Origin of the sequence: Roseospira navarrensis (genome assembly GCF_009601025.1) — a bacterium.
In the GTDB taxonomy this organism is placed as follows: Bacteria; Pseudomonadota; Alphaproteobacteria; order Rhodospirillales; family Rhodospirillaceae; genus Rhodospira; species Rhodospira navarrensis.
In genome coordinates this window covers 14,512-40,029 of record NZ_WIVE01000036.1, presented here as the reverse complement: position 1 = coordinate 40,029, position 25,518 = coordinate 14,512, and the positions used below count along the sequence as shown (strand labels likewise).

Sequence of the window (25,518 nt, the reverse complement as noted above, 5' to 3'; positions counted from 1 at the left end):
CCCGTGCAATCCTGGCATGCATCGCCGGACTTATCTCGCCCAAACAACCAGCATGCATATCTAACGCAAACTGAGCCAATTTTTTTGAAGTGGCACCTCTTTCATCTCCACACTCTCCTCACCCCCGATTGTATCGGGCAGTGCATCCGAGGCCAAGTCAACGCCCGTCCGCCAAGTCAAAGCGGCCCGGTTCAACGTGAACCTGCTTGCGCGCGGCCGGGCCGGTTGGCGCGGCAAAGACACCGGCGTTCGGCACGGAAACAGAGCCGACAGTTCCGATACGTATTCGAGGCCGTCGTTGTTGCGCACGCGCAGGCCATCGCCCTTCCCAACACGGTCTATTCGGCCACCCGCCCAGACCGAGGCCCTGATCCTGCCGTTCCAGGATCAGGGCAAACCGGGAGCCGCTATTCCGCCTCCTCCAGCGGCACATAGAGGGAACCGCCGTCGCGGAACCGTTCCGCCATCTTCGCCATGCCCTCCTTCTGAGCCTCGGCCCGGATATCGTGGGAGATGCGCATGGAACAGAACTTCGGCCCGCACATGGAGCAGAACAGCGCCGTCTTGTGGGCCGCGTTCGGCAGGGTCTCGTCGTGCATCGACCGCGCCGTGTCCGGATCGAGGGAGAGGTTGAACTGATCCTCCCACCGGAACTCGAACCGGGCCCGGCTGAGGGCATCGTCCCGGATCCGCGCCGCCGGGTGCCCCTTGGCGAGATCGGCGGCATGGGCGGCGATCTTGTAGGTGACGACGCCCACCTTCACGTCGTCGCGGTCGGGCAATCCGAGATGCTCCTTGGGTGTGACGTAACACAGCATGGCCGTGCCGAACCACCCGATCATCGCCGCGCCGATGCCGGATGTGATGTGGTCGTAGCCGGGCGCGATGTCCGTCGTCAGGGGACCGAGGGTGTAGAACGGCGCCTCGCCGCAGACCGCAAGCTGCTTGTCCATGTTCTGCTTGATCTTGTGCATGGGCACATGGCCGGGCCCTTCGATCATCACCTGGCAGTCCTTGGCCCAGGCGATCCGCGCCAGTTCCCCGAGGGTTTCCAGCTCCGCGAACTGCGCCTGGTCATTGGCATCGGCGATGGAGCCGGGGCGCAGCCCGTCGCCGAGCGAGAAGCTGACGTCATAGGCGCGCGCGATGTCGCAGATGTCGGCGAAATGCTCGTAGAGAAAGCTCTCCTTGTGATGGTGCAGGCACCACTTGGCCATGATCGAGCCGCCCCGGCTGACGATGCCGGTCACCCGGTCGATGGTCATCGGGATCATGTGCATCCTGAGGCCGGCATGAATGGTGAAATAGTCCACCCCCTGCTCGGCCTGCTCGATCAGGGTGTCGCGGAAAACCTCCCAGCTCAGGTCCTCGGCGACGCCGCCCACCTTCTCCAGCGCCTGATAGAGCGGCACCGTGCCGATGGGCACCGGCGCGTTGCGAAGGATCCAGTCGCGGATGTTGTGGATGTTGCGCCCGGTCGAGAGGTCCATCACCGTGTCGGCGCCCCAGCGGATCGCCCACACCATCTTGTCCACCTCCTCGGCCATCGAGGACGTCACCGCCGAATTGCCGATGTTGGCGTTCACCTTCACCAGGAAATTCCGGCCGATGATCATCGGCTCCGCTTCCGGGTGGTTGATGTTCGCCGGAATGATCGCGCGGCCGCGCGCCACCTCGTCGCGCACGAACTCCGGGGTGATGTGGTCGGGGATCGCGGCCCCGAATGCCTCGCCGTCCCGGTCCAGTGCGTGTTTTGCCGCCTGCCGGCCCAGGTTTTCACGGATGGCGACGAATTCCATCTCCGGCGTGACGATGCCGGCGCGGGCATAGGCCAACTGGGTGATGGCGCGGCCCGCCTTCGCGCGGCGGGGCTGGTGGCGCACCGGGAACTCGGGCGTCAGCCGTTCGCCGTCGGCGAAGCCGTTGTCCTCGGGCTTCACATGGCGCCCGTCATAGGGCTCGGTGTCGGTCCGCGCCGCGATCCAGGCGTCGCGCAGGCGCGGCAGGCCCCGCTCGATGGCGATGTCGGCGTCCGGGTCGGTATAGGGGCCGGCGCTGTCATAGACGGTCACGGGCGGCTCGCCCGCCGTCGGGTGCACGTCGATTGCGCGCAGGGGCACGCGAATGTCGGGATGCAGGACGCCCGCATGCCAGACACGGCGCGAGGCGGGGAGCGGTCCCGTGGTGACGGTGGGAGACGGATGGGTCATCGGTCGGAGCCTCCAATGCTCGATGCGGTGGAGACCCAGTTCGCCGGAGTGAATGGAGGAGGGCTGCGAGGGATTGCGTCTATTGGCAATTCGGCGTTTGGCCAGTCGGCCGGGTCGCAGCGGGTGCACCATCCCTACGCCAGTGTGAACTGGATCAGGTTCATCGGGTCACTGCGCTGCACGGCCCTGCCGGACCGGCCATCAGACTCTCAGCCCCTTGTCGGGACCCCCCGGGTGAATGGAATGAGACTGCGATCCGATCCCGGCGGTGTCAACCTTCGGACGAGCGCCATCAGGGCTCCGAAGTGGGATGACAGGGGTGTCATGGTTCGTGTCACCGCCCGAGATCCTTCGCCGCCGATGGCGGCTCAGGATGACGAATTTCAGTTTTAGGGAGTCATCCTGAGCGCCCAAAAGGCGCGAAGGATCTCGGGAGGCAGAGTGAGACTGGCCGACGAAACGGTTGACCTTGGTGTCGGCCGGCCGGTGCGCCCGCACCGGCGCCGCGAAGCGGTGGCAAGCGCGATGAACCGAACGAGGCCGGCTCATCGCTCATCCGTCTGGAAGGAACGCCCCCTACCCTTCCGAGTCCGTGGGCGCCTCGGTCTGGGCGTCGGCGGGTTTCACCTTGGCTTTGGGCTTGGGCAGGTCCAGCTTGATGTGCAGTTCCTTGAGCTGCTTCTCGCTGACCGCACCGGGCGCCTGCATCATCAGGTCCTGGGCCTGGCCGTTCATGGGGAACACGATCACCTCGCGGATGTTCGGCTCATCGGCCAGCAGCATGACGATGCGGTCGATGCCGGGCGCGGAGCCGCCGTGCGGCGGGGCGCCGTAGCGGAAGGCGTTCAGCATGCCGCCGAAGTGCTCCTCCACGTGGGCCTTGGTGTAGCCGGCGATCTCGAACGCCTTGAACATGATGTCCGGGCGGTGGTTCCGGATGGCGCCCGACGACAGCTCGACGCCGTTGCAGACGATGTCGTACTGGAACGCCTTGATGTCCAGCGGGTCCATGGTCTCCAGCGCCTCCAGGCCGCCCTGCGGCATGGAGAACGGGTTGTGACTGAACTCGACCTGGCCGGTGTCCTCGTTCATCTCGAACATGGGGAAGTCCACGGTCCAGCAGAACCTGAAGACCCCGGTCTCCAGCATCTCCAGTTCGTCACAGATGCGGGTGCGCACCTGGCCGGCGAACCTGGCCGCCGGCAGCGGTTTGTCGCAGGCGAAGAACACGGCGTCCCCGGGCTTCAGGTCCATCTGGACGCGCAGGGCCTCGACCCGGTCGGCCTCCAGGTTCTTGGCGATCGGCCCCTTCGGCCCTTCGGCCCCGAAGATGATGTAGCCCAGGCCGCCGGCCCCGACCTCGCGGGCCCAGGCGTTCAGCTTGTCGTACCAGCCGCGCGGACGCTCGGCGGCCCCCGGCGCGGGGACGGCCCGCACCACGGCGCCCTTGGTCTCGATCAGCTTGGCGAACAGCCCGAAGCCGCCACCCCGGAAGTGTTCCGTCACGTCCTGGATGAGGAGCGGGTTGCGCAGATCCGGCTTGTCCGAGCCGTACTTGAGCATGGACTCGTCATAGGGGATGCGCGGAAACGGCGGCTTGGTCACCGCCCGGTCCCCGGCGAACTCCTCGAACACGCCGGCCAGCACGGGTTCGATGGCGTTGAACACATCGTCCTGGGTGACGAAGCTCATCTCGAAGTCGAGCTGATAGAACTCGCCCGGCGAGCGGTCGGCGCGGCTGTCTTCGTCACGGAAGCACGGCGCGATCTGGAAATAGCGGTCGAAGCCGGCCACCATCATGAGCTGCTTGAACTGCTGCGGGGCCTGCGGCAGGGCGTAGAACTGGCCGGGGTGCAGGCGCGACGGCACGAGAAAATCGCGCGCGCCCTCGGGGCTGGAGGCGGTCAGGATCGGGGTCTGATACTCCAGGAAGCCCTGGTCCACCATGCGCCGCCGGATCGACTGGATCACCTGAGAGCGCAAGACGATATTGCGGTGCATCTGCTCCCGGCGCAGGTCCAGGAAGCGGTAGGTCAGGCGCAGGTCCTCGGGGAACTCCTGATCGCCGGCCACCTGCATGGGCAGCACGTCGGCGGTGGACTGCACCTCGACCGCATCCACGCCCACCTCGATCTCGCCGGTGGGCAGGCGGGGGTTCACGGTCTCGTCACTGCGGGCGATGACCCGGCCGGTGACCGTGATGACGCTTTCGACGCGCGCGCCCTCCAGCACCGGGAAGACATCGGACGAGATATCCAGCACGCACTGGGTCAGGCCGTAGTGATCGCGCAGATCCACGAACAGCAGGTTGCCGTGGTCGCGCTTGCGATGGATCCACCCGGACAGGCGGACGGTCTGGCCCACGTCGGCGCGACGGAGGGCGCCACAGGTGTGCGTGCGGAAGGCGTGCATGACGGCGGGAATCCCTGGACAGAAGACAGCAGGCCGCGGGCGCGCGCGGGCCCCGGCGGCGGTTGCGGCGGACACCACACCGAACCGCGCGCTTTGTCAAGGTGGGGGCCGCGGGACGCGGGTCGGGCGCTCAGAACGGATTGCCGTCAGACGAACCGCCCGCGCCGCCGCCGTCCCCCCCGGCGCCGCCGTTCTCTCGCGCGATGCGATCCAGCCGTTTGTAGCACGCCGTCCACTGCCGGAACGTGGCCATGGTCCCCTTCAGGTTGACCTGCCATGTGCCCCCCTTGGGGAACACGATGGCCATCTCCCATGACTTCGCCCAGCGTTCCAGGAACTTCAGCGCGCCGCCCTCGTCCGCGGCGAAATTGCCGATCACGGCGGCGGGGGCGACCACCTTCACGGGGAACGTGAAGTCCTGACCATCGAACCGGAAGCTGATCCGGGACTCCTGCCCGGTCTGCAGCGACCACGCCGGGTCGGAGATGAAGAAGCCGACGAACCGATTGGCATTGGCGAAGATGCTGAACTTCGACCCATCCTCCCAATAGGTGTCCATCGAACAGTTCATGCCGCCGTCGGGGTCCAGGTCGGACTTGAGCGTCCAGGCCCCTTCGGCGCGGGCGGACGCGGGGGAGAACAGCAGGCCGACCCCCACCAGCAGGACGCAGGCGGCATGGACGGCACGGGGCGGGAGCGGACGCATGGCGGTGGCCTCCTCCGGTGGGACTTGGTCATCGGTGCCGCAGCACACGGCAAAGGTAGCATGTCCGTTTCCGGCCGTCCGCCGTGATCGCCCCACCGGCCGCACCACAGAAAAACGGCGGCAAGTCGCCCCGCCGCCGTCTATCCGGGTTCACATCCCTGCCCGGGCCGTCCGCCCGGGGCCGCTCCCTAGTCCTCGTCCTCGTCCGCGCCGCGGTTCTCCCAGCTCGGCCCGGCGTCGGTCGCCTTGGCCTCGGGATCGCGGTCCACCAGCTCGATCACCGCCATCGGCGCGGCGTCGCCGTAGCGGAAGCCGGCCTTCAGCACGCGGGTGTACCCGCCCGAGCGGGTCTTGTAGCGCTCGCCCAAGGTCGAGAACAGCTTGGCCACGACCTTCTCGTCGCGCAGCACGGCAAACGCCTGCCGGCGCGCATGCAGGTCGCCGCGCTTGCCCAGCGTGATGAGCCTTTCGGCGATCGGCCGCAGTTCCTTCGCCTTCGGCAGGGTCGTCTTGATCTGCTCGTGCTTGAGCAGCGAGGCGGCCATGTTGGCGAACAGGGCGCGGCGGTGGCCCTTGGTCCGGTTGAACTTGCGGTGTGCCATGCCGTGGCGCATGGGACGGCTCCTTTCTCACGTCTGGGCTTCGCGCGCGAAGCGGATGGGAGGCCCCGCCACCACCCGCCGGACCCCGGGCGGACCGGGACGGCGCAATGACTTGGCGAGGATGGCCCGGGTTGGGCCGGATCAGACCGGGGCGAAAGCCCTCCGCCAGACCCCGGAACACCGGCGCGACCGCGCCGGCGCCGCGCCCTGGCGCCGCTTCGCGGCGCCAGCTTTCAAAAGGCGGGCGCCTTTCGGGCGCCCGTGGGCGGCGGAGACCCGCGCGGCCTGAAAGGTCGCACGGGTCGATCCTTAAAAAGACTAGTACGGCTCTTCCAGCTTCTTGGCCAGATCCTCGATGTTCTCCGGCGGCCAGTTGGGGATCTCCATCCCCAGGTGCAGGCCCATCTGGGAGAGCACTTCCTTGATCTCGTTCAGCGACTTGCGGCCGAAGTTCGGGGTCCGCAGCATCTCGGACTCGGTCTTCTGCACCAGATCGCCGATGTAGATGATGTTGTCGTTCTTCAGGCAGTTGGCCGACCGCACCGACAGTTCCAGCTCGTCCACCTTGCGCAGCAGGTTCTTGTTGAACGGCAGGTCCTCGTCCTCGCGCTCCGCCGGCGCCATCTGCGGCTCGTCGAAGTTGATGAAGAGCTGGAGCTGATCCTGCAGAATGCGCGCGGCCAGGGCGACGGCGTCATCCGGCGTGATGGACCCGTCCGTCTCCACCGACATGGAGAGCTTGTCGAAGTCCGTCACCTGCCCGACGCGGGAGTTCTCCACCTTGTAGGAGACGCGGCGCACCGGGCTGAAGATGGCGTCGATGGGCACCAGGCCGATGGGCGAGTCCTCCGGCCGGTTCATCGGGCCGGGCACATAGCCCTTGCCGGTGTTGACCGTCAGCTCCATGGACAGCGTGGCCCCTTCGTCCAGGTGACAGATCACCAGATCGGGGTTCATGATCTCGATGTCGCCGGAGGCCTCGATCTGGCCCGCAGTGACGGGCCCGGGACCACTGGCCTTCAGGGTCATGCGGCGCGGCCCCTCGACATGCATGCGCACGGCGATCGCCTTGACGTTCAGGATCACGTCGGTGACGTCCTCGCGCACGCCCGGCGTGGACGAGAACTCGTGCAGCACGCCTTCAATCTGGATCGCGGTGACGGCCGCCCCTTGCAGGGAGGACAGCAGAACGCGGCGCAGCGCGTTGCCCAGCGTGATGCCGAAGCCGCGTTCCAGGGGCTCGGCCACCACATTGGCCAGCCGGCGGGGGTCCGCACCCGGCTGAACATTGAGCTTGTTGGGCTTGATCAGCTCCTGCCAGTTTTTCTGGATCAGCGACATGGCGGTATCCTGCAAGCGGGGTGGGCGGATCCGGGGCCTGGTCCGTCTCCGGCGAGAGCGGGGGCTGCCGGTGGGACGTCAGGGTCCGGGCTCCGCTGCCCGGGTCGCCACCGCCTTGCACGGTGGCGCGGCCCCGGGCCGGGAATCTCAGGCCGGGCGCGTGGCCCGACGGAAACGGGGTCCTGCCGCCCAGCGTTCGGCTCACCGGATGAACCGGGAGCACGGCGGGCCGGACGGCGCCCCACCGGGACGCCCTGGTCCCGGCACGCAACGACCGCCGCCTGACCCGGGACGACCCCGGACACGGCGGCGGACGGTACGAAGGCGCGGACCCGACTAGACGCGACGGCGCTTGCGCGGCCGGCACCCGTTGTGCGGGATCGGCGTCACGTCGCGGATCGTGGACACCGTGAAGCCCACGGCCTGCAGCGCGCGCAGCGCCGACTCACGGCCCGACCCGGGTCCCTTGACCTGGACCTCGAGGGTCTTCATGCCATGCTCCTGGGCCTTGCGGCCGGCGTCCTCGGCCGCCACCTGGGCGGCGTACGGCGTGGACTTGCGCGAGCCCTTGAAGCCCTGCGAGCCCGAGGACGACCAGGAAATGGCGTTGCCCTGAACGTCGGTGATGGTGATCTTGGTGTTGTTGAAACTGGCGTTGACGTGCGCGATGCCGGAGGTGATGTTCTTCCGTTCGCGACGCTTCGGCCTCGCTGCTGGTTTGGCCATGGCCCTGTCCTGCTTTCGGGTGCGTCGTGGGGTCGTCGGGGTTCATGGCGGCCGTCGCGCGGCGCCCTCCCCGTCTCCGGGGCGCGCCGCGGCGATGCGCGTGCGGGCCGCCTACTTCTTCTTGCCGGCGATCGGCTTCGCGGGGCCCTTTCGGGTGCGCGCATTGGTGTGGGTCCGCTGACCCCGCACCGGCAGGCCCTTGCGGTGACGCAGGCCGCGATAGCAGCCCAGGTCCATCACGCGCTTGATGTTCATCGCCGTCTCGCGCCGCAGATCGCCTTCGACCTTGTAGTCGTTGTCAATCACTTCGCGGATGCGCTGAATCTCGTCCTCGCCCAGTTCGTTGACGCGACGGCCCCACTCGACGCCGACCTGCGTGCAAATCTGGGTGGCCTTGGTCCGGCCGATCCCGAAAATGTAGGTGAGCGCGACGCCCACGGGCTTGCCGCTCGGGACATTCACACCAGCGATTCGTGCCAAAACCCGCTCTCCTCAAATGAATATACCGCCGCCGGCCCGACTCTCGCGAGCGGCCGAAGCACGATGAGACTGTCCTGGGGCAACGGCGTCTGCCAAGGGCGCGCATTATAGGAAGCGCAACGCCCCTGTCAACCGCCGAATTGCCCGGTTTTTTCTGGGATCATCCAGCCTACAGCAGGCCGACGACCCTTTCCATTTCCGCGGTCACGTCATCCATGTCCATGGTGCCGTCCACAACCCGCAACAGATCCCGCGACTCGTAGAACGGCTTCAGGGGCTCCGTCTGCTCGTGATAGGCCTCCAGCCGTCCCTTCACCGTCTCCGGCATGTCGTCGGACCGGCGCTTGAACTCGGTGCCGCCGCAGTGATCGCACACGCCCTCGGTCTGGGGCGGGTGGAAGGTCTCGTGGTAGTTCGCGTTGCACTGCGCGCAGAAGAACCGGCCGGTCAGCCGCTCCAGAAGGCGTTCGTCGGGCACCCGCAGCTCGATGACCGCATCCAGGGGGGTGCCCTTCTCGGCCAGCAGCGACTCCAGGGCCGACGCCTGGCCCAGCGTGCGCGGCACGCCGTCGAGCACAAAGCCGTTGACGCAATCCGGCTGGTCCATGCGCTCGGCGATCACGCCCATGATCTCGTCGTCCGAGACCAGCTTGCCGGCGTCGATGGTGGCCTTGACGCGCTGCCCCAGCGGGGTCCCATCCTTGATGGCCTTGCGCAGGATATCGCCCGTCGAGAGCTGGGGCCAGCCGTGCTTGTCTTCCAACCGCTTGGCCTGGGTCCCCTTGCCGCCACCCGGCGGGCCCAGAAGGACGATCCGACGCGCCGTCTCAGTCATCCCCGTCTTCCCCTCAGTTTCGATTTTTTGATCAGGCCCTCGTATTGATGGGCCAGAAGGTGACTCTGGATCTGGGCCACGGTGTCCATGGTCACCGTCACCACGATCAGCAGACTGGTGCCGCCGAAGTAGAACGGCACACCCACGCTGGCGATCAGGTACTCCGGCATGACCGAGATGGCCACCAGGTACACCGCACCCACGGCCGTCAGGCGGGTCAGCACATAGTCCAGATACTCCGCCGTGTTCTTCCCGGGCCGGATGCCGGGCACGAACCCGCCGTACTTCTTCAGGTTCTCGGCCGTGTCCTCCGGATTGAACACCACGGCGGTGTAGAAGAAGGCGAAGAACACGATGAGGACGGCATACAGGGCCATATACAGCGGCTGACCGTGCCCGAGCAGGGCCGTGACGCTGGTCAGCCACTCCGGTCCGCCGGGTCCGCCGCCGAAGTTGGCGATCGTCAGCGGCAGCAGCAGCAGCGAGCTGGCGAAGATCGGCGGAATGACGCCCGGCGTGTTGATCTTGAGCGGCAGGTGCGAACTTTCGCCCCCGAACATCTTGTTGCCGCGCTGGCGCTTTGGATACTGCACCAGGATCCGCCGTTGCGCGCGCTCGATGAACACGATGAAGGCGATGACCGCCACCGCCAGCACCATGATGCCGATGATGACCAGCGGCGACAGGGCGCCGGTGCGGCCCAGTTCCAGGGTGCTCGCCAGGGCCAGCGGCAGGTTGGCCACGATGCCGGCGAAGATGATGAGCGAAATGCCGTTGCCCACGCCGCGCGCCGTGATCTGCTCGCCCAGCCACATCAGGAACAACGTGCCGCCCACCAGGGTCACGACCGTGGTGAAGCGGAAGAACCAGCCCGGATCGACCACCGCGCTGGCGCCGCCGGCGCTCATGCCTTCCAGTCCGACGGCGATGCCGTACGCCTGAAGCGCGCAGATGAACACGGTGAGATAGCGGGTGTACTGGTTGATCTTCTTGCGGCCGCTCTCGCCCTCTTTCTTGAGCTGCTCCATGCTCGGACTGATCGACGTCATCAACTGCATGATGATCGACGCCGAAATGTACGGCATGATGTTGAGCGCGAAGATCGTCATGCGCGACAGCGCACCCCCGGCGAACATGTCGAACATGCCCAGGATGCCGCCCTGCTGCTGGGCGAAGATGTCGGCCAGCACGATGGGGTCGATTCCCGGCAGCGGGATGTAGGTGCCCAGCCGATAAACGATGAGCGCACCCAGCGTGAACCAGATGCGCTTTTTGAGTTCGGTGGCCTTGGCAAGGACGCCGAAGTTCAGATTGGCGGCGAGCTGTTCGGCGGCGGACGCCATGCTTCACTCCCAGATGCTTGGCCAGGGGCCTGACGGGATCCCGAAGGCCGGGGCGGCACGGCCGGGATCGCCGGCCGATGCCCAGGGGGCGGACGTCGGCCCGCGCCCCACCGGACCCCGCAAACGTAGGGGATCGAGCGGCCCCGCGCCACCCCGACGACGCCGCTGCCCCCCGGGCCGGTCGTCGGGACGGTCCGGTTCCTCAGGCCTCGGTCGCAGGCGCGGCGCCCAGCCCCGTCAGGGTCAGCGTCCCGCCCTTGGCTTCAACGGCCTCTCGCGCGGTGCCGGAGGCCCCGGTCACGGTGATCGTGACCGCGCTGGTCAGGTCGCCCTCGCCCAGCAGACGCACGCCGTCCTTCGGGCGGCTCACCAGGCCGGCCGCCACCAGGGCGGCCTCGTCGATGGGCTGGCTGGCGTCCAGCCGGCCGGCATCGATCGCCTTCTGCAGGCGGCCGACGTTGACCTCGGCGAAGTCCTTCTTGAAGCGGGCGTTGGTGAAGCCACGCTTCGGCAGGCGCCGATACAGCGGCATCTGACCGCCCTCGAAGCCCTTGATGGACACGCCGGTCCGCGACTTCTGGCCCTTCTGGCCCTTGCCCGACGTCTTGCCGGTGCCCGAGCCGATGCCGCGACCGACGCGCTTGCGATCCTTGGTCGCGCCCGCGTTGTCGCGCAGTTCATTCAGTTTCATGATCGGAAATCCTTCCTCGCGCACGGTTCCGCGCGCGCCCCGGTCCGGAGTCGCGCGCGGCCTATGCCGCTTGAGCCGCTACGCCGGTTCGACGGTGACGAGGTGGCTGACCTTGCGGATCATGCCGCGCACCGCCGGGGTATCCTCCAGCTCGCGCGTGCGATGCAGCTTGTTCAGCCCCAGCCCGATCAGGGTGGCGCGCTGGTCGCCCCGCCGCCCGATGGGGCTGGCGACCTGGGTCACCTTGACGCGCCCCGCGTTTTCGTTCGCCATGCCGGATTACTCCCCGCCAGCGGCGGCCTGAGCCGCATCCTGTCCCGCCGGCGCAGCGCCGGCACCGCCGCCCGGCGCGCCATCGCGCCGACCGATGATGTCGCCCACCTTTTTGCCCCGGCGCGCCGCCACTTGACGCGGCGAGAACGAGTTCTGCAGGGCGTCGAAGGTCGCCTTGACCATGTTGTACGGGTTGGTCGTGCCGTTGCACTTCCCGACCACGTCCTGAACCCCCATGGTCTCGAACACCGCGCGCATCGGGCCGCCGGCGATGATGCCGGTGCCGGCCGGGGCCGCGCGCAGCGTCACGCGACCGGCGCCGAAGTGGCCCTTGATGTCGTGGTGCAGCGTGCGACCCTCGCGCAGGGGCACGCGGATCATGGTCCGCTTGGCCTGCTCGGTCGCCTTGCGGATGGCCTCGGGCACTTCGCGCGCCTTGCCGGTGCCGAATCCGACGCGCCCCTTGCCGTCGCCGACCACCACCAGCGCCGCGAAGGCGAACCGGCGGCCGCCCTTGACCACTTTGGCCACGCGGTTGATGTGGACCAGCTTGTCCTTGAACTCGTCATCGCGCTCGTCGCGCTCGCGGCGGTCGCCGCCGCGGCCACGGCCGCGATCCCGGTCGCCTCCACCCCGTTCGTTGGGATTTCGTGCCATGTCTCGTCTACCTTCCCTCGAACTTCGGTGATCAGAATTCAAGGCCGCCTTCGCGGGCGCCATCCGCCAGGGCCTTGACTCGGCCATGGTAGTGATAGGCCCCGCGGTCGAACACGACCTTGCCGATGCCCGCGGCCACGGCCCGTTCGGCCAGCAGCTTGCCGACGGCCTCGGCCGCCGCCGTGTCCGCGCCCGTCTTCAGGGACCCGCGCAGGTCCTTGTCGAGCGTCGAGGCGGCCGCGAGGGTGCGGCCCGCCACGTCGTCGATGAGCTGGGCGTAAATGTGCTTCGAGGACCGGAACACCGACAGACGGGGACGGCCTCGGGCCTTGTTGCGAAGCGCGAAGCGGACTCGGCCGCGGCGGCGCTCGAACAGCTTTTTCGCTGATGTGGTCATAACCCGTACCCCGCCTACTTCTTCTTGCCTTCCTTGCGCAGGATGCGCTCGTCCGCGTACTTCACACCCTTGCCCTTGTAGGGCTCCGGCGGTCGGAAGCCGCGGACTTCAGAAGCAACCTGGCCGACCCGCTGCTTCGAGGCACCGGAAATCTCCACCTGAGTGGGCGCCGGTGTGGCGATCTTCAGATCGTCCGGGATCGGATAATTGATATCGTGGCTGTAGCCCAGGGACAGCACCAGGGTCTTGCCCTGGACCTGCGCCTTGTAGCCGACGCCGATGAGTTCAAGCTTCTTGGTGAAGCCCTCGCCGACGCCCTTGACCACGTTGCTGAGCTGGGCCCGCGTGGTGCCCCAGTGCTGGCGGGCCTGCTTGTGCTCGGCCTTCGGCCGAACCCAGATGCGGTTTTCCTCCAGCGTGGTTTCGACCTCGTCCGGGCAGCTGTAGGTCATTTCCCCCAGCTTGCCCTTGGCCGTGACCACATTCCCGGCGATCGTGACGGTCACGCCGCTGGGCACGTCCACAGGATACTTTCCGACACGTGACATGGTTTCGTCCTCTCTCGCCTAAAACACCTTGCAGAGGACTTCGCCACCCACGTTCGCCGCGCGGGCTTCGGCATCACTCATGACGCCGCGCGGCGTGGACAGGATGGAAATCCCCAGGCCGTTGTAGACCTTGGGCAGGTCCTTGATCTTCGAATAGACGCGCCGACCGGGCCGCGAGACACGGGCGATCGTGCGGATCGCCGGCGTGCCTTCGTGGTACTTCAGCTCGACCACCAGTTCGTCGATTCCCTTGCGCACGTTGGCGCGGGAATAGCCGCGGATGTAGCCTTCGCGCTGCAGCACGTCGAGAACGTTTTCCCGCAACTTGGAGGCCGGCGCGTTGACTGTCGTCTTGCGCGCCTGCTGACCGTTGCGGATGCGGGTGAGCATGTCACCCAGGGGATCACTCAGAGCCATGGGCCACCTTCCTCACCAACTCGACTTGACCATGCCGGGAATCTGGCCCTGAGAGGCCAGGTCCCGCAGCACCACGCGGCCCAGACGGAACTTCCGGTAGACCGAATGCGGACGCCCGGTCAGATCGCATCGGTTCATGATGCGGACCTTGGACGAGTTCCGGGGCATCTTCGACAGCTTCATCACCGCCTGGATGCGCTCCTCCGGAGACACGTCACGGTTCTTGATGATGGCCTTCAACTCCGCGCGCGTGGCGGCCTTGGCCTTCACCATGCGCTCGCGCTTCTTGTTGCGCTCGACGGCACTTACTTTCGCCATGGTACGTTGTCTCCCGCCGCCTACTTCTGGAAGGGCATGTTGAACCCTTCCAGAAGGGTCCGCGCCTCGTCGTTGGTCCGGGCCGTGGTGCAGATGGTGATGTTCATCCCCCGCATCTTGTCCACCTGATCGTAGTTGATCTCGGGAAAGATGATCTGCTCCTTGATGCCCATGTTGTAGTTCCCGGCCCCGTCGAACCCCGTCGTCGGGATGCCGCGGAAGTCGCGAACCCGCGGCAACGCGATGTTCACGAAGCGGTCGAGGAACTCGTACATGCGCTCACGCCGCAAGGTCACCTTGCAGCCCACGACCATGCCGTCACGCAGCTTGAACTGGGCGATGGACTTCTTGGCCCGGGTGATGATCGGCTTCTGACCGCTGATCGCGGTCAGATCCTTGACCGCGCCCTCGATGAGCTTGCGGTCCTGGGCAGCCTCTCCGACACCCATGTTGATGACGATCTTGTCCAGGCGCGGGATCTGGAAGGGGTTGGCGTACCCATGCTTCTTCTTCATGTCCTCGCGCAGGACGGTCTGATAATGCTCGTACAACCGTGCGGTCATCGTCGCCTCCTCACGCATCAATGACTTCGCCGGAGCGCTTCGCGAAGCGCACCTTGCGGCCATCCTCAAGAACCTTGAAGCCAACCCGCGTGGGCTGGTTGTCCTTCGGGTCCTCGTGCATGACGTTGGAGACGTGAATCGGCGCCTCCTTCTCCACGATGCCGCCCGGCGCCGTCTGCGTCTGGCGCTGGTGGCGCTTGACGGTGTTGACGCCCTGAACGATCAGCCGGTCCTCCTTGGGGATCGACTTCAGCACCTCGCCGTGGCGGCCCTTGTCGCGGCCGGTGACGACCACGACCTTGTCGCCTTTCCTGAACTTCGCGGCCATTACAGCACCTCCGGCGCCAGCGAGATGATCTTCATGAACTTCTTCGCACGCAGCTCGCGGGTCACCGGGCCGAAGATACGGGTCCCGATGGGCTCGTTCTGCTTGTTGATGAGCACCGCGGCGTTGCCGTCGAAGCGGATCACCGAGCCGTCCGGCCGGCGGATTTCCTTGGCCGTGCGCACGATGACGGCGCGATGCACGTCACCCTTCTTCACACGGCCGCGGGGGATGGCCTCCTTCACGGAGACCACGATGACATCGCCCACGCCGGCGGTCATGCGCTTCGAGCCGCCGAGGACCTTCACGCACATGACCCGCCGGGCGCCGGAATTGTCGGCGACATCCAGGTTGGTCTGCATCTGGATCATGACAACTATTCCCTAAGAGAGTCCGCGAAACGGTTACGTCCCTGACGGGCCGTCCTATTCCGTGGGGGAGTCGGTGACGACTTCCCAAGTCTTGCGCTTCGAAATGGGAGCGCATTCGCGGATCCGCACGATGTCACCAACCTTGCACTGGTTGGCCTCGTCGTGGGCCGCAAACTTCTTCGACCGCCGGATGAACTTCTTGTACACCGGATGCTTGAACCGGCGTTCAACCTTCACCACGATCGTCTTGTCGTTCGTGTCGCTGACCACGACACCCTGCAGAATACGCCTCGGCATTTGTCCCGGTCTCCTTACGACGCGACGGCGGCTTTTTTCTTGGCGGACTGGATCGTCTTGATCCGGGCCACGGTGCGACGCACCTCGCGCACCCGCGCGGTGTTCGCCAACTGACCGGAGGCCGCCTGGAAGCGCAGGTTGAACTGCTCCTTCTTCAGCTCGATCAGCTTTTCCGCCAGCTGGTCGGCGCTCATCTGGCGCAGATCCTCGGCACTGGTGTTGTCGGCCATGGTCTCTACTCCCCGATGCGCGCGACGAACTTCGTCTTGATCGGCAGCTTCGCGGCGGCCAGTTCAAAGGCCCCGCGCGCCACCTCCTCGGAGACGCCGTCCAGTTCGAACATGATGCGGCCCGGCTTCACCCTGGCCACCCAGTACTCGGGCGAGCCCTTGCCGGAGCCCATGCGGACCTCGGCCGGCTTCTTCGACACCGCCACGTCCGGGAAGATCCGGATCCAGAGCCGGCCCTGACGCTTCATGTAGCGCGTGATCGACCGACGGGCGGATTCGATCTGGCGCGCCGTGATGCGCTCCGGCTCCATGGCCTTCAGGCCGTAGGCGCCGAAGTTCAGCGCGCTGCCGCCCTTGGCATCGCCCTTGATGCGCCCCTTGTGAAACTTGCGAAACTTGGTTCGTTTCGGACTCAGCATTTCCTAACGCTCCTTCACCCCGGGACCCGGACTCAGCGCGGCGTGTCGCCGCGGCGCTTGTCCTGGGCCATGGGGTCGTGCTCCAGGATCTCGCCCTTGAAGATCCACACCTTGACGCCGCAGCTTCCGTACGTGGTCTTGCCCGTGGCGGTGCCGTAGTCCACGTCCGCGCGCAGGGTGTGCAGGGGCACGCGGCCCTCGCGGTACCACTCGGTGCGCGCGATTTCCGCGCCGCCGAGACGGCCGCCGCAGTTGATCCGGATGCCCAGCGCGCCCAGGCGCATGGCATTCTGGACCGCCCGCTTCATGGCCCGGCGGAAGGCGACGCGGCGCTCGAGCTGCTGGGCGATGTTCTCGGCGACAAGCTGCGCGTCCAGCTCCGGCTTGCGGATCTCGACGATGTTCAGGTGCACCTCGTTGCCGGTCATCTGCTGCATCTTCTGGCGCAGCTTCTCGATGTCCTGGCCCTTCTTGCCGATCACCACACCCGGACGCGCCGTGTGGATGGTGATGCGGGCCTTCTTGGCCGGGCGCTCGATGATGATGCGGGACACCCCGGCCTGCGTCAGGCGCTTCTTGAGGTATTTCCGGATCATCAGGTCTTCGTGCAGCATGTCGGCATAGCCGTGATCCGCGTACCAGCGCGAATCCCACGTGCGGTTGATGCCGAGGCGCAGCCCGACCGGATTGACTTTCTGACCCATTACGCCGCCTCCTCGCGCTCACGCACCACAATCGTCAGGTTCGCCCACGGCTTCAGGAGCTTGCCCACGCGGCCCCGGGCCCGGGCGCGCCAGCGCTTCATGACCATCGACTTGCCGACATAGGCTTCCTTGACCACAAGCTGATCGACGTCGAGCTGATGGTTGTTTTCGGCATTCGCGATGGCCGATTCCAGCACCTTCTTGACCTCGACGGCGATGCGCCGCTTCGAGAAGGACAGTTCGGACAGCGCGCGATCGACCGGCATGCCGCGAATGGACGCGGCCACCAGGTTCAGCTTGCGCGGGCTGGTCCGGATCATGCGGGAGACCGCCTGGGCCTCGACGTCGTCCAGCGGACGTTCGGCTGACATCTTGCCCATGGTTACTTCCTCTTCGCCTTCTTGTCGGCGGCGTGGCCGTAATAGGTGCGGGTCGGCGAGAACTCACCGAACTTGTGCCCGACCATGTTCTCGGTCACGAGCACCGGCACGAACTTCTGTCCGTTGTAGACCCCGAACGTCAGGCCCACGAACTGCGGCAGAATGGTCGAGCGGCGCGACCACGTCTTGATGACTTCATTGCGACCGGACGCGCGAGCCGCGTCGGCCTTCTTGAGAAGGTAGCCGTCGACGAACGGACCTTTCCAAACGGAACGAGCCACGAGCGGCCTCCCTTACTTCTTCTTCGCCTGATGGCGGGTGCGCATGATGAGCCGGTCGGTCTTCTTGTTCACCCGGGTGCGCTTGCCTTTGGTCGGCTTGCCCCACGGGGTGACCGGATGCCGCCCGCCGGAGGTGCGGCCTTCGCCGCCGCCGTGCGGGTGATCGACCGGGTTCATGACCACGCCACGGACGTGAGGCCGACGGCCAAGCCAGCGCTTGCGACCGGCCTTGCCCAGCTTCTGGTTGGCGTTGTCCGGGTTGGAGACCGCGCCGACGGTGGCCACGCACTCGGCGCGAACCAGCCGCAGCTCGCCGGAGGACAGCCGGATCTGGGCGTAGCCCTGGTCCTTGCCCACCAATTGGGCGTAGCAGCCCGCCGACCGCGCGATCTGACCGCCCTTGCCCGCCTTCAGCTCGACGTTGTGGACGATGGTGCCCACCGGCATGGTCTTCAGCGGCATGCAGTTGCCGGGCTTGATGTCCGCCCGCTCGTCGGCGATCACCACGTCCCCGACCGCCAGACGCTGCGGGGCCAGGATGTAGGACAGCTCGCCGTCCTCGTAGCGGATCAGCGCGATGAACGCGGTCCGGTTCGGATCGTACTCCAGCCGCTCCACGGTGCCCGGCACGCCCTGCTTGCGGCGCTTGAAGTCCACCATGCGGTAGCGGCGCTTGTGGCCGCCGCCCCGGTGCCACGCCGTGGTGCGGCCCTGGTTGTTGCGGCCGCCGGTCTTGGTCAGACCCTCGGTCAGGCTCTTGACCGGGCCGCCCTTGTGAAGCTCGCGGCGGTCCACCAGCACGAGATTGCGGGTGCCCGGCGTGATCGGATTGAATTGCTTCAGCGCCATGGGATCAGACCCCCGTGCCGACGTCGATGAACTCGCCCTCGGCCAGAGTCACGATCGCCTTCTTGACGTCGGACCGCTTGCCGATGACCCCACGGAACCGCTTCACCTTCCCCTTCAGGATCGAGGTGTTGACGGCCTTGACCTTGACATTGAACACACCCTCGATCGCCTGCTTGATCTCCGGCTTGGAGGCATCCAGCGGCACCTTGAACGTGACCTGGTTGTGTTCGGACCCCATGGTCGCCTTTTCGGTAATCACGGGGGCGCGGATGATGTCGTACATCCGCTCCTGATTGATCTTGGTCGCCGGCTTTTTCATTTCAGGCGCTCCTGCAGGTGGGCCACGGCGTCCTTGGTCAGCACCAGGGTGTCACGGCGCAGGATGTCGCGGACGTTGGCGCCCTGCTGCGGCAGCACATCGAGGCCGACGATGTTGCGCGCCGCGCGGGCGAAGCCCTCGTTCAGGTCCGGACCGTCGATGACCAGGGCGTTGCCCCAGCCCAGGGTGGCGAGCTGCTGCGCCAGGTCCTTGGTCTTGCCCGTCTCGGACGCGGCGGCGTCCAGCACCACCAGCTTGTTGTCGCGGACCTTCGCCGACAGCGCCGTCTTCAGGCCCAGCTTGCGAACCTTCTTCGGCAGGTCGTGGGCGTGCGAGCGCACGACCGGACCGAACACCGTGGCGCCGCCGCGCCACTGCGTGGCGCGCTTGGAGCCCTGACGGGCGCGGCCCGTGCCCTTCTGCTTGAAGGGCTTGGCGGTCGTGCCGGCGATCTCGCTGATGCCCTTGGTCTTGTGGGTGCCCGCCTGGCGGCGAGCCATCTGCCAGCGCACGACCCGGTGCAGGATGTCGGTGCGGACCTCCAGGCCGAAGACGGCCTCGTCCAGCTCCACACTGCCGGCCGGCTGGTTGTCCAGCGTGATGACGTCGTGTTTCATGACTCTCAGCTCTCCTTGCCGGCGTCATCGCCGTCGGTCGCGGCCGGCGCGTCGTCAGCGGCGGTCGGCGCGGCCTCGGACCCGGCCTTGATGCCGGCCGGCTTGGGCGCGGCGTCCGGCAGCGCCTTCTTTAGGGCGTCGCAGACCTCGACCCAGCCGCCCTTGGCGCCCGGAACGGCGCCGCGCACCATGACCAGACCGCGGTCCTCGTCCACCTGCACGACTTCCAGGCTCTGCACGGTCACCCGTTCCACACCCATGTGGCCGGCCATCTTCTTGCCCTTGAACACCTTGCCGGGGTCCTGGCACTGGCCGGTCGAGCCGTGGGCGCGGTGGCTGATCGACACGCCGTGGGTCATCTCCAGACCCCGGAAGTTGTGCCGCTTCATCGGCCCCGCGAAGCCCTTGCCTATGCTGGTGCCGGCCACGTCCACGAACTGGCCGGGCACGAAATGAGCCGCCGACAGCTCCGTTCCCGGGTCCAGGACGCAGTCGTCCGAGACGCGGAACTCGACCACGTGGCGCTTGGGCTCGACCCGCGCCTTGGCGAAATGCCCGCGCATGGCCTTCGACGTGTTCTTCACCTTGGCCCGCCCGGCGCCGAGCTGAACAGCGACGTAGCCGTCCCTCTCCCGGGTCCGGTTGGCCACGACCTGACACTCCTCGACACGGAGAACCGTGACGGGAACGTGGACGCCTTCGGCGTCATAGAGCCGGGTCATCCCGACTTTCTGGGCAATGAGACCGGAACGCATCGTTCTCTATCCTCAATCCTGGATCCGCCCTTGCACCGCGACCCCGCCGGGTCGCGCGCTGGACGCATCGCCTGATCGCACACTGGATCGCTCGTTGGAAAGCGATGACGGCCGCCGCTCAGCCCGGTTCAGGCCGAACGCGCACGCCCGCCGCGCGGTCGCCGGACACCGTACCGGACAGAAGCGTTTCCCGCCTCCGTCGGCCGGCCCCCGGGCAACGGCCCCGCCTAGAGCTTGATCTCCACGTCCACGCCCGCGGCCAGATCCAGCTTCATCAGCGCATCCACGGTCTGGGGCGTCGGATCGACGATATCCAGCAGCCGCTTGTGGGTCCGGATCTCGAACTGCTCCCGCGACTTCTTGTCGATGTGCGGCGAACGGTTGAGCGTGAACTTCTCGATCCGCGTCGGCAGGGGAATCGGCCCCCGCACCTGCGCGCCGGTCCGCTTCGCCGTGCCCACGATCTCACGCGTGGACTGGTCCAGCACGCGATGATCGAACGCCTTCAGGCGGATCCGGATGTTCTGACTTTCCATCGTGGCCATGTTCTGACCCAATCCTGTGCAATCAATCGTAAATGTCTGGTGCCGCCCGGACAAGGATCCCGGCGTCCCCCGTTCCGCTTGCCGGTCGGGAGCATGCGTCGGGCCTGGGCCGAAGCCCTGCCCGTCTGTCCGGCGCCTTCCCGAGACCCCCCGGGGGTTCGCCGAACCCGTCGAAAGAACACACGGTCCTGTCCCGCAGGGGGCCGGTCCCGAAAGGCCGGTCCTGCGATCTGAAGGCCCCGTTGGGCGATGCCGGTCGGCGGGGGTCCGCCGATCCGGCATCCGAGGCCGGGAAAGGGGCGGGTCCAGCCGCCGCAAAACCGTGATCGGCGTTTGGACCCGTCCGGTGCATTCCTTTCCGCCGGGGGACGGACGGGCCGTCCCCCCCAAACACCGCGCCACGCGGCGGACGACACCGCGCGCCCCGGACGTCCAGCCCGGTGTCTACTCCAGGATGGTGGCGACGACGCCGGCGCCGACGGTGCGGCCACCCTCGCGGATGGCGAACCGCAGCCCCTCGTCCATCGCAATCGGCGCGATCAGGTTCACCGTCATCGCGATGTTGTCGCCCGGCATCACCATCTCCGTGCCCTCGGGCAGCTCGATGGTGCCGGTCACATCCGTGGTCCGGAAGTAGAACTGCGGACGGTAGTTCGAGAAGAACGGCGTATGACGGCCGCCCTCATCCTTGTTCAGGATGTAGCACTCGCACTTGAACTTGGTGTGCGGCGTGATCGTGCCCGGCTTCGCCAGAACCTGACCGCGCTCCACGTCGTCGCGCTTCGTGCCACGCAGCAGCGCGCCGATGTTGTCGCCCGCCTCGCCCTGGTCCAACAGCTTGCGGAACATCTCGACGCCCGTGCACACCGTCTTCACGGTGTCCTTCAGGCCCACGATCTCGACATCCTCGCCGACCTTGATGAGGCCACGCTCAACGCGACCCGTCACCACCGTGCCGCGACCCGAGATCGAGAACACGTCCTCGATCGGCATCAGGAACGGCTGGTCCTTCGGACGCTCGGGCTGCGGAATGTAGCTGTCCACCGCCTTCATCAGCTCGATGATCGACTCCTTGCCGATCGTCGCATCGCCGTCCTCCAGCGCCGTCAGCGCCGAGCCCTTCACGATGGGGATGTCGTCGCCCGGGAAGTCGTAGGACGACAGCAGCTCGCGGATCTCAAGCTCCACCAGCTCATGAAGCTACTCGTCGTCCACCTGATCGACCTTGTTCATGTACACGACCAGCGCCGGCACGCCAACCTGGCGCGCCAGAAGAATATGCTCGCGCGTCTGCGGCATCGGGCCGTCGGCCGCCGAAACCACCAGGATCGCCCCGTCCATCTGCGCCGCGCCCGTGATCATGTTCTTCACGTAGTCGGCGTGCCCCGGGCAGTCCACGTGCGCGTAGTGACGCATCTCCGTCGAGTACTCGACGTGCGCCGTCGAGATCGTGATCCCGCGCGCCTTCTCTTCCGGCGCCTTGTCGATCATGTCGTAGGCCGAGAACGTCGCACCGCCCGTCTCCGCCAGAACCTTCGTGATCGCCGCCGTCAGCGTCGTCTTGCCGTGGTCAACGTGACCGATCGTGCCCACGTTGCAATGCGGCTTGCTGCGGTCAAACTTTTCCTTCGCCATTCTCTCTGGTCTCCGTTCGCACGGTCGGTTTGTCGTTGAACCCTGGCGGGATCAGCCCGCCATCTTCGCCTTGATTTCCTCGGACACGTTGTTCGGCACCTCGGCATAGGAGTCAAAGTGCATCGTGTACTGCGCCCGTCCCTGACTCATCGACCGCAGGGTGTTCACATAGCCGAACATGTTCGCCAGCGGCACCTGGGCCTGAACCACCCGGGCATTGCCGCGCTGGTCCATGCCGGAGACGTTGCCCCGCCGGCTGTTCAGGTCGCCGATGATGTCGCCCATGTACTCCTCGGGCGTGACCACCTCGACCTTCATCATCGGTTCCAGCAGCTTCGGGCCGGACTTCGGCATGCCTTCGCGGAACGCGGCCCGGGCCGCGATCTCGAACGCAAGCACGCTGGAGTCCACATCGTGGTAGGCCCCGTCGATCAGGGTGGCCTTGAAGTCCGTGCAGGGGAAGCCGACGATCACGCCGGAGTCCATGCAGCTCTTCAGGCCCTTTTCGACGCCGGGGATGTACTCCTTCGGCACCGACCCGCCCACGATCGTGCTCTCGAACTCGAAGCCCGAGCCCGGCTCCAGCGGCGCGAACGTGATCTTCACCCGCGCGAACTGACCGGAGCCGCCGCTCTGCTTCTTGTGGGTGTAGTCGATCGTGTGTTCCTTCGAGATCGTCTCGCGGTAGGCCACCTGCGGCGCGCCGACGTTGGCGTCCACCTTGAACTCGCGCTTCAGGCGATCAACGATGATCTCCAGATGCAGCTCGCCCATGCCCTTGATGACGGTCTGGCCGCTCTCGACGTCGGTGGAGACGCGGAAGGACGGATCCTCCGCCGCCAGGCGGGCCAGGGCCATGCCCATCTTTTCCATGTCGGCCTTGGTGCGCGGCTCCACGGCGACCTCGATGACGGGGTCGGGGAACTCCATGCGCTCCAGGACGACCGGCTTGGCCGGATCGCAAAGGGTGTCGCCGGTGGTGGTCTCCTTCAGGCCCACGATGGCCACGATGTCACCGGCGGAGGCCCACTTGATTTCTTCGCGGTTGTTGGAGTGCATCAGCAGCATGCGGCCGATGCGCTCGCGCTTGCCCTTCACCGAGTTGAGGATGTAGGAGCCGCTTTCGATCGTGCCCGAGTAGATGCGGGCGAAGGTCAGGGAGCCGACGAACGGGTCGTTCATGATCTTGAACGCCAGCGCCGAGAACGGCGCCTGGTCGTCGGCCGGACGCTCGGCCGGGGTGTCGCTGTCCGGCAGCACGCCCTTGATGGCGGGCACGTCGAACGGCGACGGCATGAACTCCACCACCGCATCCAGCAGGGTCTGCACGCCCTTGTTCTTGAACGCCGATCCGCACAGCACCGGCACAAACATCTGGCTGATGGTGCCCTTGCGGATGCAGGCGCGCAGCGTTTCCTCGTCGGGCTCGTTGCCCTCCAGGTACGCTTCCATGGCCTCGTCATCCGCCTCGACGGCGGTTTCAATCAGAGTCTCGCGCAGCTCCTGCGCCTTCTCCTGAAGGTCGGCCGGGATGTCGACATAGTCGAACTTCGCGCCCAGCGCCTCACCCTGCCAGATCACGCCCTGCATCTTGATGAGATCGACCACACCGGCGAAGTCGCTTTCCGCGCCGATGGGCATGTTCAGGACCAGCGGGCGCGCGCCCAGTCGGTCCACGATCATGTCCACGCAGCGATAGAAGTCCGAGCCCATGCGGTCCATCTTGTTGATGAAACACATGCGGGGCACGCCGTACTTGTCGGCCTGGCGCCACACGGTCTCGGACTGCGGCTCCACACCCGCCACGGAGTCGAACACCGCGACCGCGCCGTCGAGCACGCGCAGCGAGCGCTCCACCTCGATCGTGAAGTCCACGTGGCCCGGCGTGTCGATGATGTTGACGCGATGGTCCTTCCAGAACGCGGTCGTCGCGGCCGACGTGATCGTGATGCCGCGCTCCTGTTCCTGCTCCATCCAGTCCATGGTCGCGTTGCCGTCATGGACCTCGCCGATCTTGTGCGACTTGCCCGTGTAATACAGGATTCGCTCGGTCGTCGTGGTCTTGCCGGCGTCAATGTGCGCCATGATCCCGATGTTTCGGTATCGCTCGATCGGGGTCTCGCGTTTCATCTCGATATCCTCGCGGGCCTGGACGTCTGGGTGCGCGGTGGTCGGAGCAGGGTGAGCGGAGCGGGCTGGCCTACCAGCGGTAGTGCGAGAACGCCTTGTTGGCCTCGGCCATGCGGTGCGTATCCTCGCGCTTCTTGACCGCGCCACCGCGGTTGTTGGCGGCGTCCATGAACTCGCCGGACAGGCGGTCCACCATGGTGGTTTCCGACCGCTTGCGGGCGAAGTCGATCATCCAGCGCAGCGCCAGGGCCTGGCGGCGATCCGGACGGACCTCGACCGGGACCTGATAGGTCGCGCCACCGACACGGCGGGAGCGCACCTCAAGGGCCGGCTTCACGTTGTCGAGGGCCTCGTGGAACACCTTGATGGGATCCTGGTTGGTCCGCACGGCGACCTTGTCCAGGGCGCCATACACGATCCGTTCGGCCACGGACTTCTTGCCCTCGAACATGACGGCGTTGATGAACTTCGCCACGACCTTGTCGCCATATTTGGCGTCGGGCAGGACTTCGCGCTTGATTGCGGCACGACGACGGGACATCGGTCAGGCTCCTTACTTGGGACGCTTCGCGCCGTACTTCGACCGGCGCTGCTTGCGGTCCTTCACGCCCTGGGTGTCCAGGGTGCCGCGGATGATGTGGTAGCGCACGCCCGGCAGGTCCTTCACGCGCCCGCCGCGGATCATGACCACCGAGTGCTCCTGCAGATTATGCCCCTCGCCGGGGATGTAGGAGGTCACCTCGAAGCCGTTCGTGAGTCGCACACGCGCCACCTTCCGGAGGGCCGAGTTCGGCTTCTTCGGCGTCGTGGTGTACACGCGGGTGCACACACCGCGCTTCTGCGGGCAGGCCTGCATGGCCGGCACCTTGTTTCTTTTGACCTGCGGTGTCCGCGGCTTGCGGATCAGCTGGTTGATCGTCGGCATGCAACAACCGTCCCTATGTGTCTCGCTTCAGTATCGACGCGCCCCGTCCGGGGCGGCCGCCGGCCCGAAACCCCGGTCCGAACCCGCTGTCTTCACGGTGGTCCCAAGGCAAACACGACGCGCCCCGAACGGGCGCGTCGGTACAAAAGAACCCCGGGAGCACCCGTTGTAGGGCGCCCGATTCGGGGGGAGGCCGTTGGGCCTGCTCATGAATCTG

At 66.6% G+C, this 25,518-nt stretch carries 33 protein-coding genes, 1 pseudogene and 1 riboswitch; all 34 genes and pseudogenes read right to left on the bottom strand.

Features of this window, described 5'->3' with window-relative positions:
* Positions 1 to 407 precede the first annotated feature (407 nt).
* Complete coding sequence (gene thiC, locus GHC57_RS12040; RefSeq protein WP_153344538.1) at positions 408 to 2,210, bottom strand: phosphomethylpyrimidine synthase ThiC; 1,803 nt, start codon at positions 2,208 to 2,210, stop codon at positions 408 to 410.
* A 113-nt stretch (positions 2,211 to 2,323) separates the two neighbouring features.
* Positions 2,324 to 2,453: riboswitch (TPP riboswitch) on the bottom strand.
* A 333-nt stretch (positions 2,454 to 2,786) separates the two neighbouring features.
* Positions 2,787 to 4,622, bottom strand: coding sequence for an aspartate--tRNA ligase (gene aspS, locus GHC57_RS12035; RefSeq protein ID WP_153344536.1), 1,836 nt, complete (start codon positions 4,620 to 4,622; stop codon positions 2,787 to 2,789).
* Positions 4,623 to 4,752: 130 nt separating this feature from the next.
* Complete coding sequence (locus tag GHC57_RS12030; RefSeq protein WP_153344534.1) at positions 4,753 to 5,328, bottom strand: hypothetical protein; 576 nt, start codon at positions 5,326 to 5,328, stop codon at positions 4,753 to 4,755.
* A 188-nt stretch (positions 5,329 to 5,516) separates the two neighbouring features.
* Positions 5,517 to 5,942, bottom strand: a complete 426-nt coding sequence (gene rplQ / locus GHC57_RS12025) for a 50S ribosomal protein L17 (protein WP_153344533.1) — start codon at positions 5,940 to 5,942, stop codon at positions 5,517 to 5,519.
* A 306-nt stretch (positions 5,943 to 6,248) separates the two neighbouring features.
* Positions 6,249 to 7,265 (bottom strand): DNA-directed RNA polymerase subunit alpha, encoded by a 1,017-nt coding sequence (locus GHC57_RS12020; RefSeq protein WP_170294857.1) that lies wholly within the window; start codon positions 7,263 to 7,265, stop codon positions 6,249 to 6,251.
* A gap of 342 nt (positions 7,266 to 7,607) precedes the next feature.
* A complete protein-coding gene (rpsK, locus tag GHC57_RS12015) occupies positions 7,608 to 7,997 on the bottom strand; it encodes a 30S ribosomal protein S11 (protein WP_153344529.1) in 390 nt (129 codons plus the stop codon).
* Positions 7,998 to 8,108: 111 nt separating this feature from the next.
* Positions 8,109 to 8,477 carry a 30S ribosomal protein S13 gene (gene rpsM, locus GHC57_RS12010; RefSeq protein WP_153344527.1) on the bottom strand — a complete coding sequence of 123 codons (369 nt, stop codon included), beginning with the start codon at positions 8,475 to 8,477 and terminating at the stop codon, positions 8,109 to 8,111.
* A 169-nt stretch (positions 8,478 to 8,646) separates the two neighbouring features.
* A complete protein-coding gene (locus GHC57_RS12005) occupies positions 8,647 to 9,312 on the bottom strand; it encodes an adenylate kinase (RefSeq protein ID WP_153344525.1) in 666 nt (221 codons plus the stop codon).
* Positions 9,309 to 10,655 (bottom strand): preprotein translocase subunit SecY, encoded by a 1,347-nt coding sequence (gene secY / locus GHC57_RS12000; protein ID WP_153344523.1) that lies wholly within the window; start codon positions 10,653 to 10,655, stop codon positions 9,309 to 9,311. The genes GHC57_RS12005 and secY overlap by 4 nt, the downstream gene beginning before the upstream one ends.
* Before the next feature lie 202 nt (positions 10,656 to 10,857).
* Entirely contained in the window at positions 10,858 to 11,346 is a 489-nt protein-coding gene (rplO, locus tag GHC57_RS11995; protein WP_153344521.1) for a 50S ribosomal protein L15, read from the bottom strand.
* A 78-nt stretch (positions 11,347 to 11,424) separates the two neighbouring features.
* Complete coding sequence (gene rpmD, locus GHC57_RS11990; protein ID WP_153344520.1) at positions 11,425 to 11,619, bottom strand: 50S ribosomal protein L30; 195 nt, start codon at positions 11,617 to 11,619, stop codon at positions 11,425 to 11,427.
* A gap of 6 nt (positions 11,620 to 11,625) precedes the next feature.
* Positions 11,626 to 12,276 (bottom strand): 30S ribosomal protein S5, encoded by a 651-nt coding sequence (gene rpsE, locus GHC57_RS11985; protein ID WP_246152285.1) that lies wholly within the window; start codon positions 12,274 to 12,276, stop codon positions 11,626 to 11,628.
* 31 nt (positions 12,277 to 12,307) lie between these two features.
* A complete protein-coding gene (gene rplR, locus GHC57_RS11980) occupies positions 12,308 to 12,673 on the bottom strand; it encodes a 50S ribosomal protein L18 (RefSeq protein ID WP_153344518.1) in 366 nt (121 codons plus the stop codon).
* Positions 12,674 to 12,687: 14 nt separating this feature from the next.
* Positions 12,688 to 13,221: a 50S ribosomal protein L6 gene (rplF, locus tag GHC57_RS11975; RefSeq protein WP_153344516.1), complete on the bottom strand. Its 534-nt coding sequence runs from the start codon at positions 13,219 to 13,221 to the stop codon at positions 12,688 to 12,690.
* A gap of 18 nt (positions 13,222 to 13,239) precedes the next feature.
* Positions 13,240 to 13,638 (bottom strand): 30S ribosomal protein S8, encoded by a 399-nt coding sequence (rpsH, locus tag GHC57_RS11970; RefSeq protein ID WP_153344514.1) that lies wholly within the window; start codon positions 13,636 to 13,638, stop codon positions 13,240 to 13,242.
* A 12-nt stretch (positions 13,639 to 13,650) separates the two neighbouring features.
* Positions 13,651 to 13,956, bottom strand: a complete 306-nt coding sequence (rpsN, locus tag GHC57_RS11965) for a 30S ribosomal protein S14 (protein WP_153344512.1) — start codon at positions 13,954 to 13,956, stop codon at positions 13,651 to 13,653.
* Positions 13,957 to 13,976: 20 nt separating this feature from the next.
* Complete coding sequence (gene rplE, locus GHC57_RS11960) at positions 13,977 to 14,519, bottom strand: 50S ribosomal protein L5 (RefSeq protein WP_153344510.1); 543 nt, start codon at positions 14,517 to 14,519, stop codon at positions 13,977 to 13,979.
* A gap of 10 nt (positions 14,520 to 14,529) precedes the next feature.
* Entirely contained in the window at positions 14,530 to 14,847 is a 318-nt protein-coding gene (gene rplX / locus GHC57_RS11955) for a 50S ribosomal protein L24 (RefSeq protein ID WP_153344508.1), read from the bottom strand.
* Positions 14,847 to 15,215, bottom strand: a complete 369-nt coding sequence (gene rplN / locus GHC57_RS11950) for a 50S ribosomal protein L14 (RefSeq protein WP_150063945.1) — start codon at positions 15,213 to 15,215, stop codon at positions 14,847 to 14,849. The genes rplX and rplN overlap by 1 nt, the downstream gene beginning before the upstream one ends.
* A 54-nt stretch (positions 15,216 to 15,269) precedes the next feature.
* Positions 15,270 to 15,512, bottom strand: a complete 243-nt coding sequence (gene rpsQ / locus GHC57_RS11945) for a 30S ribosomal protein S17 (protein ID WP_153344506.1) — start codon at positions 15,510 to 15,512, stop codon at positions 15,270 to 15,272.
* A gap of 14 nt (positions 15,513 to 15,526) precedes the next feature.
* On the bottom strand, positions 15,527 to 15,742 hold the full coding sequence (gene rpmC / locus GHC57_RS11940; RefSeq protein WP_153344504.1) for a 50S ribosomal protein L29: 216 nt from the start codon (positions 15,740 to 15,742) through the stop codon (positions 15,527 to 15,529).
* A 5-nt stretch (positions 15,743 to 15,747) separates the two neighbouring features.
* Positions 15,748 to 16,161 carry a 50S ribosomal protein L16 gene (gene rplP / locus GHC57_RS11935; protein ID WP_153344502.1) on the bottom strand — a complete coding sequence of 138 codons (414 nt, stop codon included), beginning with the start codon at positions 16,159 to 16,161 and terminating at the stop codon, positions 15,748 to 15,750.
* Between the two features lie 32 nt (positions 16,162 to 16,193).
* Positions 16,194 to 16,865: a 30S ribosomal protein S3 gene (gene rpsC, locus GHC57_RS11930; protein ID WP_153344499.1), complete on the bottom strand. Its 672-nt coding sequence runs from the start codon at positions 16,863 to 16,865 to the stop codon at positions 16,194 to 16,196.
* Entirely contained in the window at positions 16,865 to 17,245 is a 381-nt protein-coding gene (gene rplV, locus GHC57_RS11925; RefSeq protein WP_153344497.1) for a 50S ribosomal protein L22, read from the bottom strand. The genes rpsC and rplV overlap by 1 nt, the downstream gene beginning before the upstream one ends.
* A gap of 2 nt (positions 17,246 to 17,247) precedes the next feature.
* Complete coding sequence (rpsS, locus tag GHC57_RS11920; RefSeq protein ID WP_170294855.1) at positions 17,248 to 17,526, bottom strand: 30S ribosomal protein S19; 279 nt, start codon at positions 17,524 to 17,526, stop codon at positions 17,248 to 17,250.
* 12 nt (positions 17,527 to 17,538) lie between these two features.
* The gene (rplB, locus tag GHC57_RS11915) at positions 17,539 to 18,375 is read right to left on the bottom strand and encodes a 50S ribosomal protein L2 (protein ID WP_153344495.1); all 837 of its coding nucleotides are present in this window, start codon (positions 18,373 to 18,375) and stop codon (positions 17,539 to 17,541) included.
* 4 nt (positions 18,376 to 18,379) lie between these two features.
* Positions 18,380 to 18,694, bottom strand: coding sequence for a 50S ribosomal protein L23 (locus GHC57_RS11910; protein ID WP_153344493.1), 315 nt, complete (start codon positions 18,692 to 18,694; stop codon positions 18,380 to 18,382).
* On the bottom strand, positions 18,691 to 19,311 hold the full coding sequence (rplD, locus tag GHC57_RS11905) for a 50S ribosomal protein L4 (protein WP_153344491.1): 621 nt from the start codon (positions 19,309 to 19,311) through the stop codon (positions 18,691 to 18,693). Before rplD ends, GHC57_RS11910 begins: the two co-directional genes overlap by 4 nt.
* Positions 19,312 to 19,316: 5 nt before the next feature.
* Positions 19,317 to 20,066: a 50S ribosomal protein L3 gene (gene rplC, locus GHC57_RS11900; protein ID WP_153344488.1), complete on the bottom strand. Its 750-nt coding sequence runs from the start codon at positions 20,064 to 20,066 to the stop codon at positions 19,317 to 19,319.
* A gap of 227 nt (positions 20,067 to 20,293) precedes the next feature.
* Positions 20,294 to 20,602: a 30S ribosomal protein S10 gene (gene rpsJ, locus GHC57_RS11895; RefSeq protein WP_150063959.1), complete on the bottom strand. Its 309-nt coding sequence runs from the start codon at positions 20,600 to 20,602 to the stop codon at positions 20,294 to 20,296.
* A gap of 453 nt (positions 20,603 to 21,055) precedes the next feature.
* A pseudogene (gene tuf, locus GHC57_RS11890) lies at positions 21,056 to 22,246 on the bottom strand (elongation factor Tu).
* A 51-nt stretch (positions 22,247 to 22,297) separates the two neighbouring features.
* Complete coding sequence (gene fusA, locus GHC57_RS11885; RefSeq protein ID WP_153344486.1) at positions 22,298 to 24,376, bottom strand: elongation factor G; 2,079 nt, start codon at positions 24,374 to 24,376, stop codon at positions 22,298 to 22,300.
* A gap of 70 nt (positions 24,377 to 24,446) precedes the next feature.
* Positions 24,447 to 24,917 (bottom strand): 30S ribosomal protein S7, encoded by a 471-nt coding sequence (rpsG, locus tag GHC57_RS11880; protein ID WP_153344484.1) that lies wholly within the window; start codon positions 24,915 to 24,917, stop codon positions 24,447 to 24,449.
* 12 nt (positions 24,918 to 24,929) lie between these two features.
* Positions 24,930 to 25,301, bottom strand: a complete 372-nt coding sequence (gene rpsL / locus GHC57_RS11875; protein WP_150063539.1) for a 30S ribosomal protein S12 — start codon at positions 25,299 to 25,301, stop codon at positions 24,930 to 24,932.
* Positions 25,302 to 25,518: the final 217 nt, after the last annotated feature.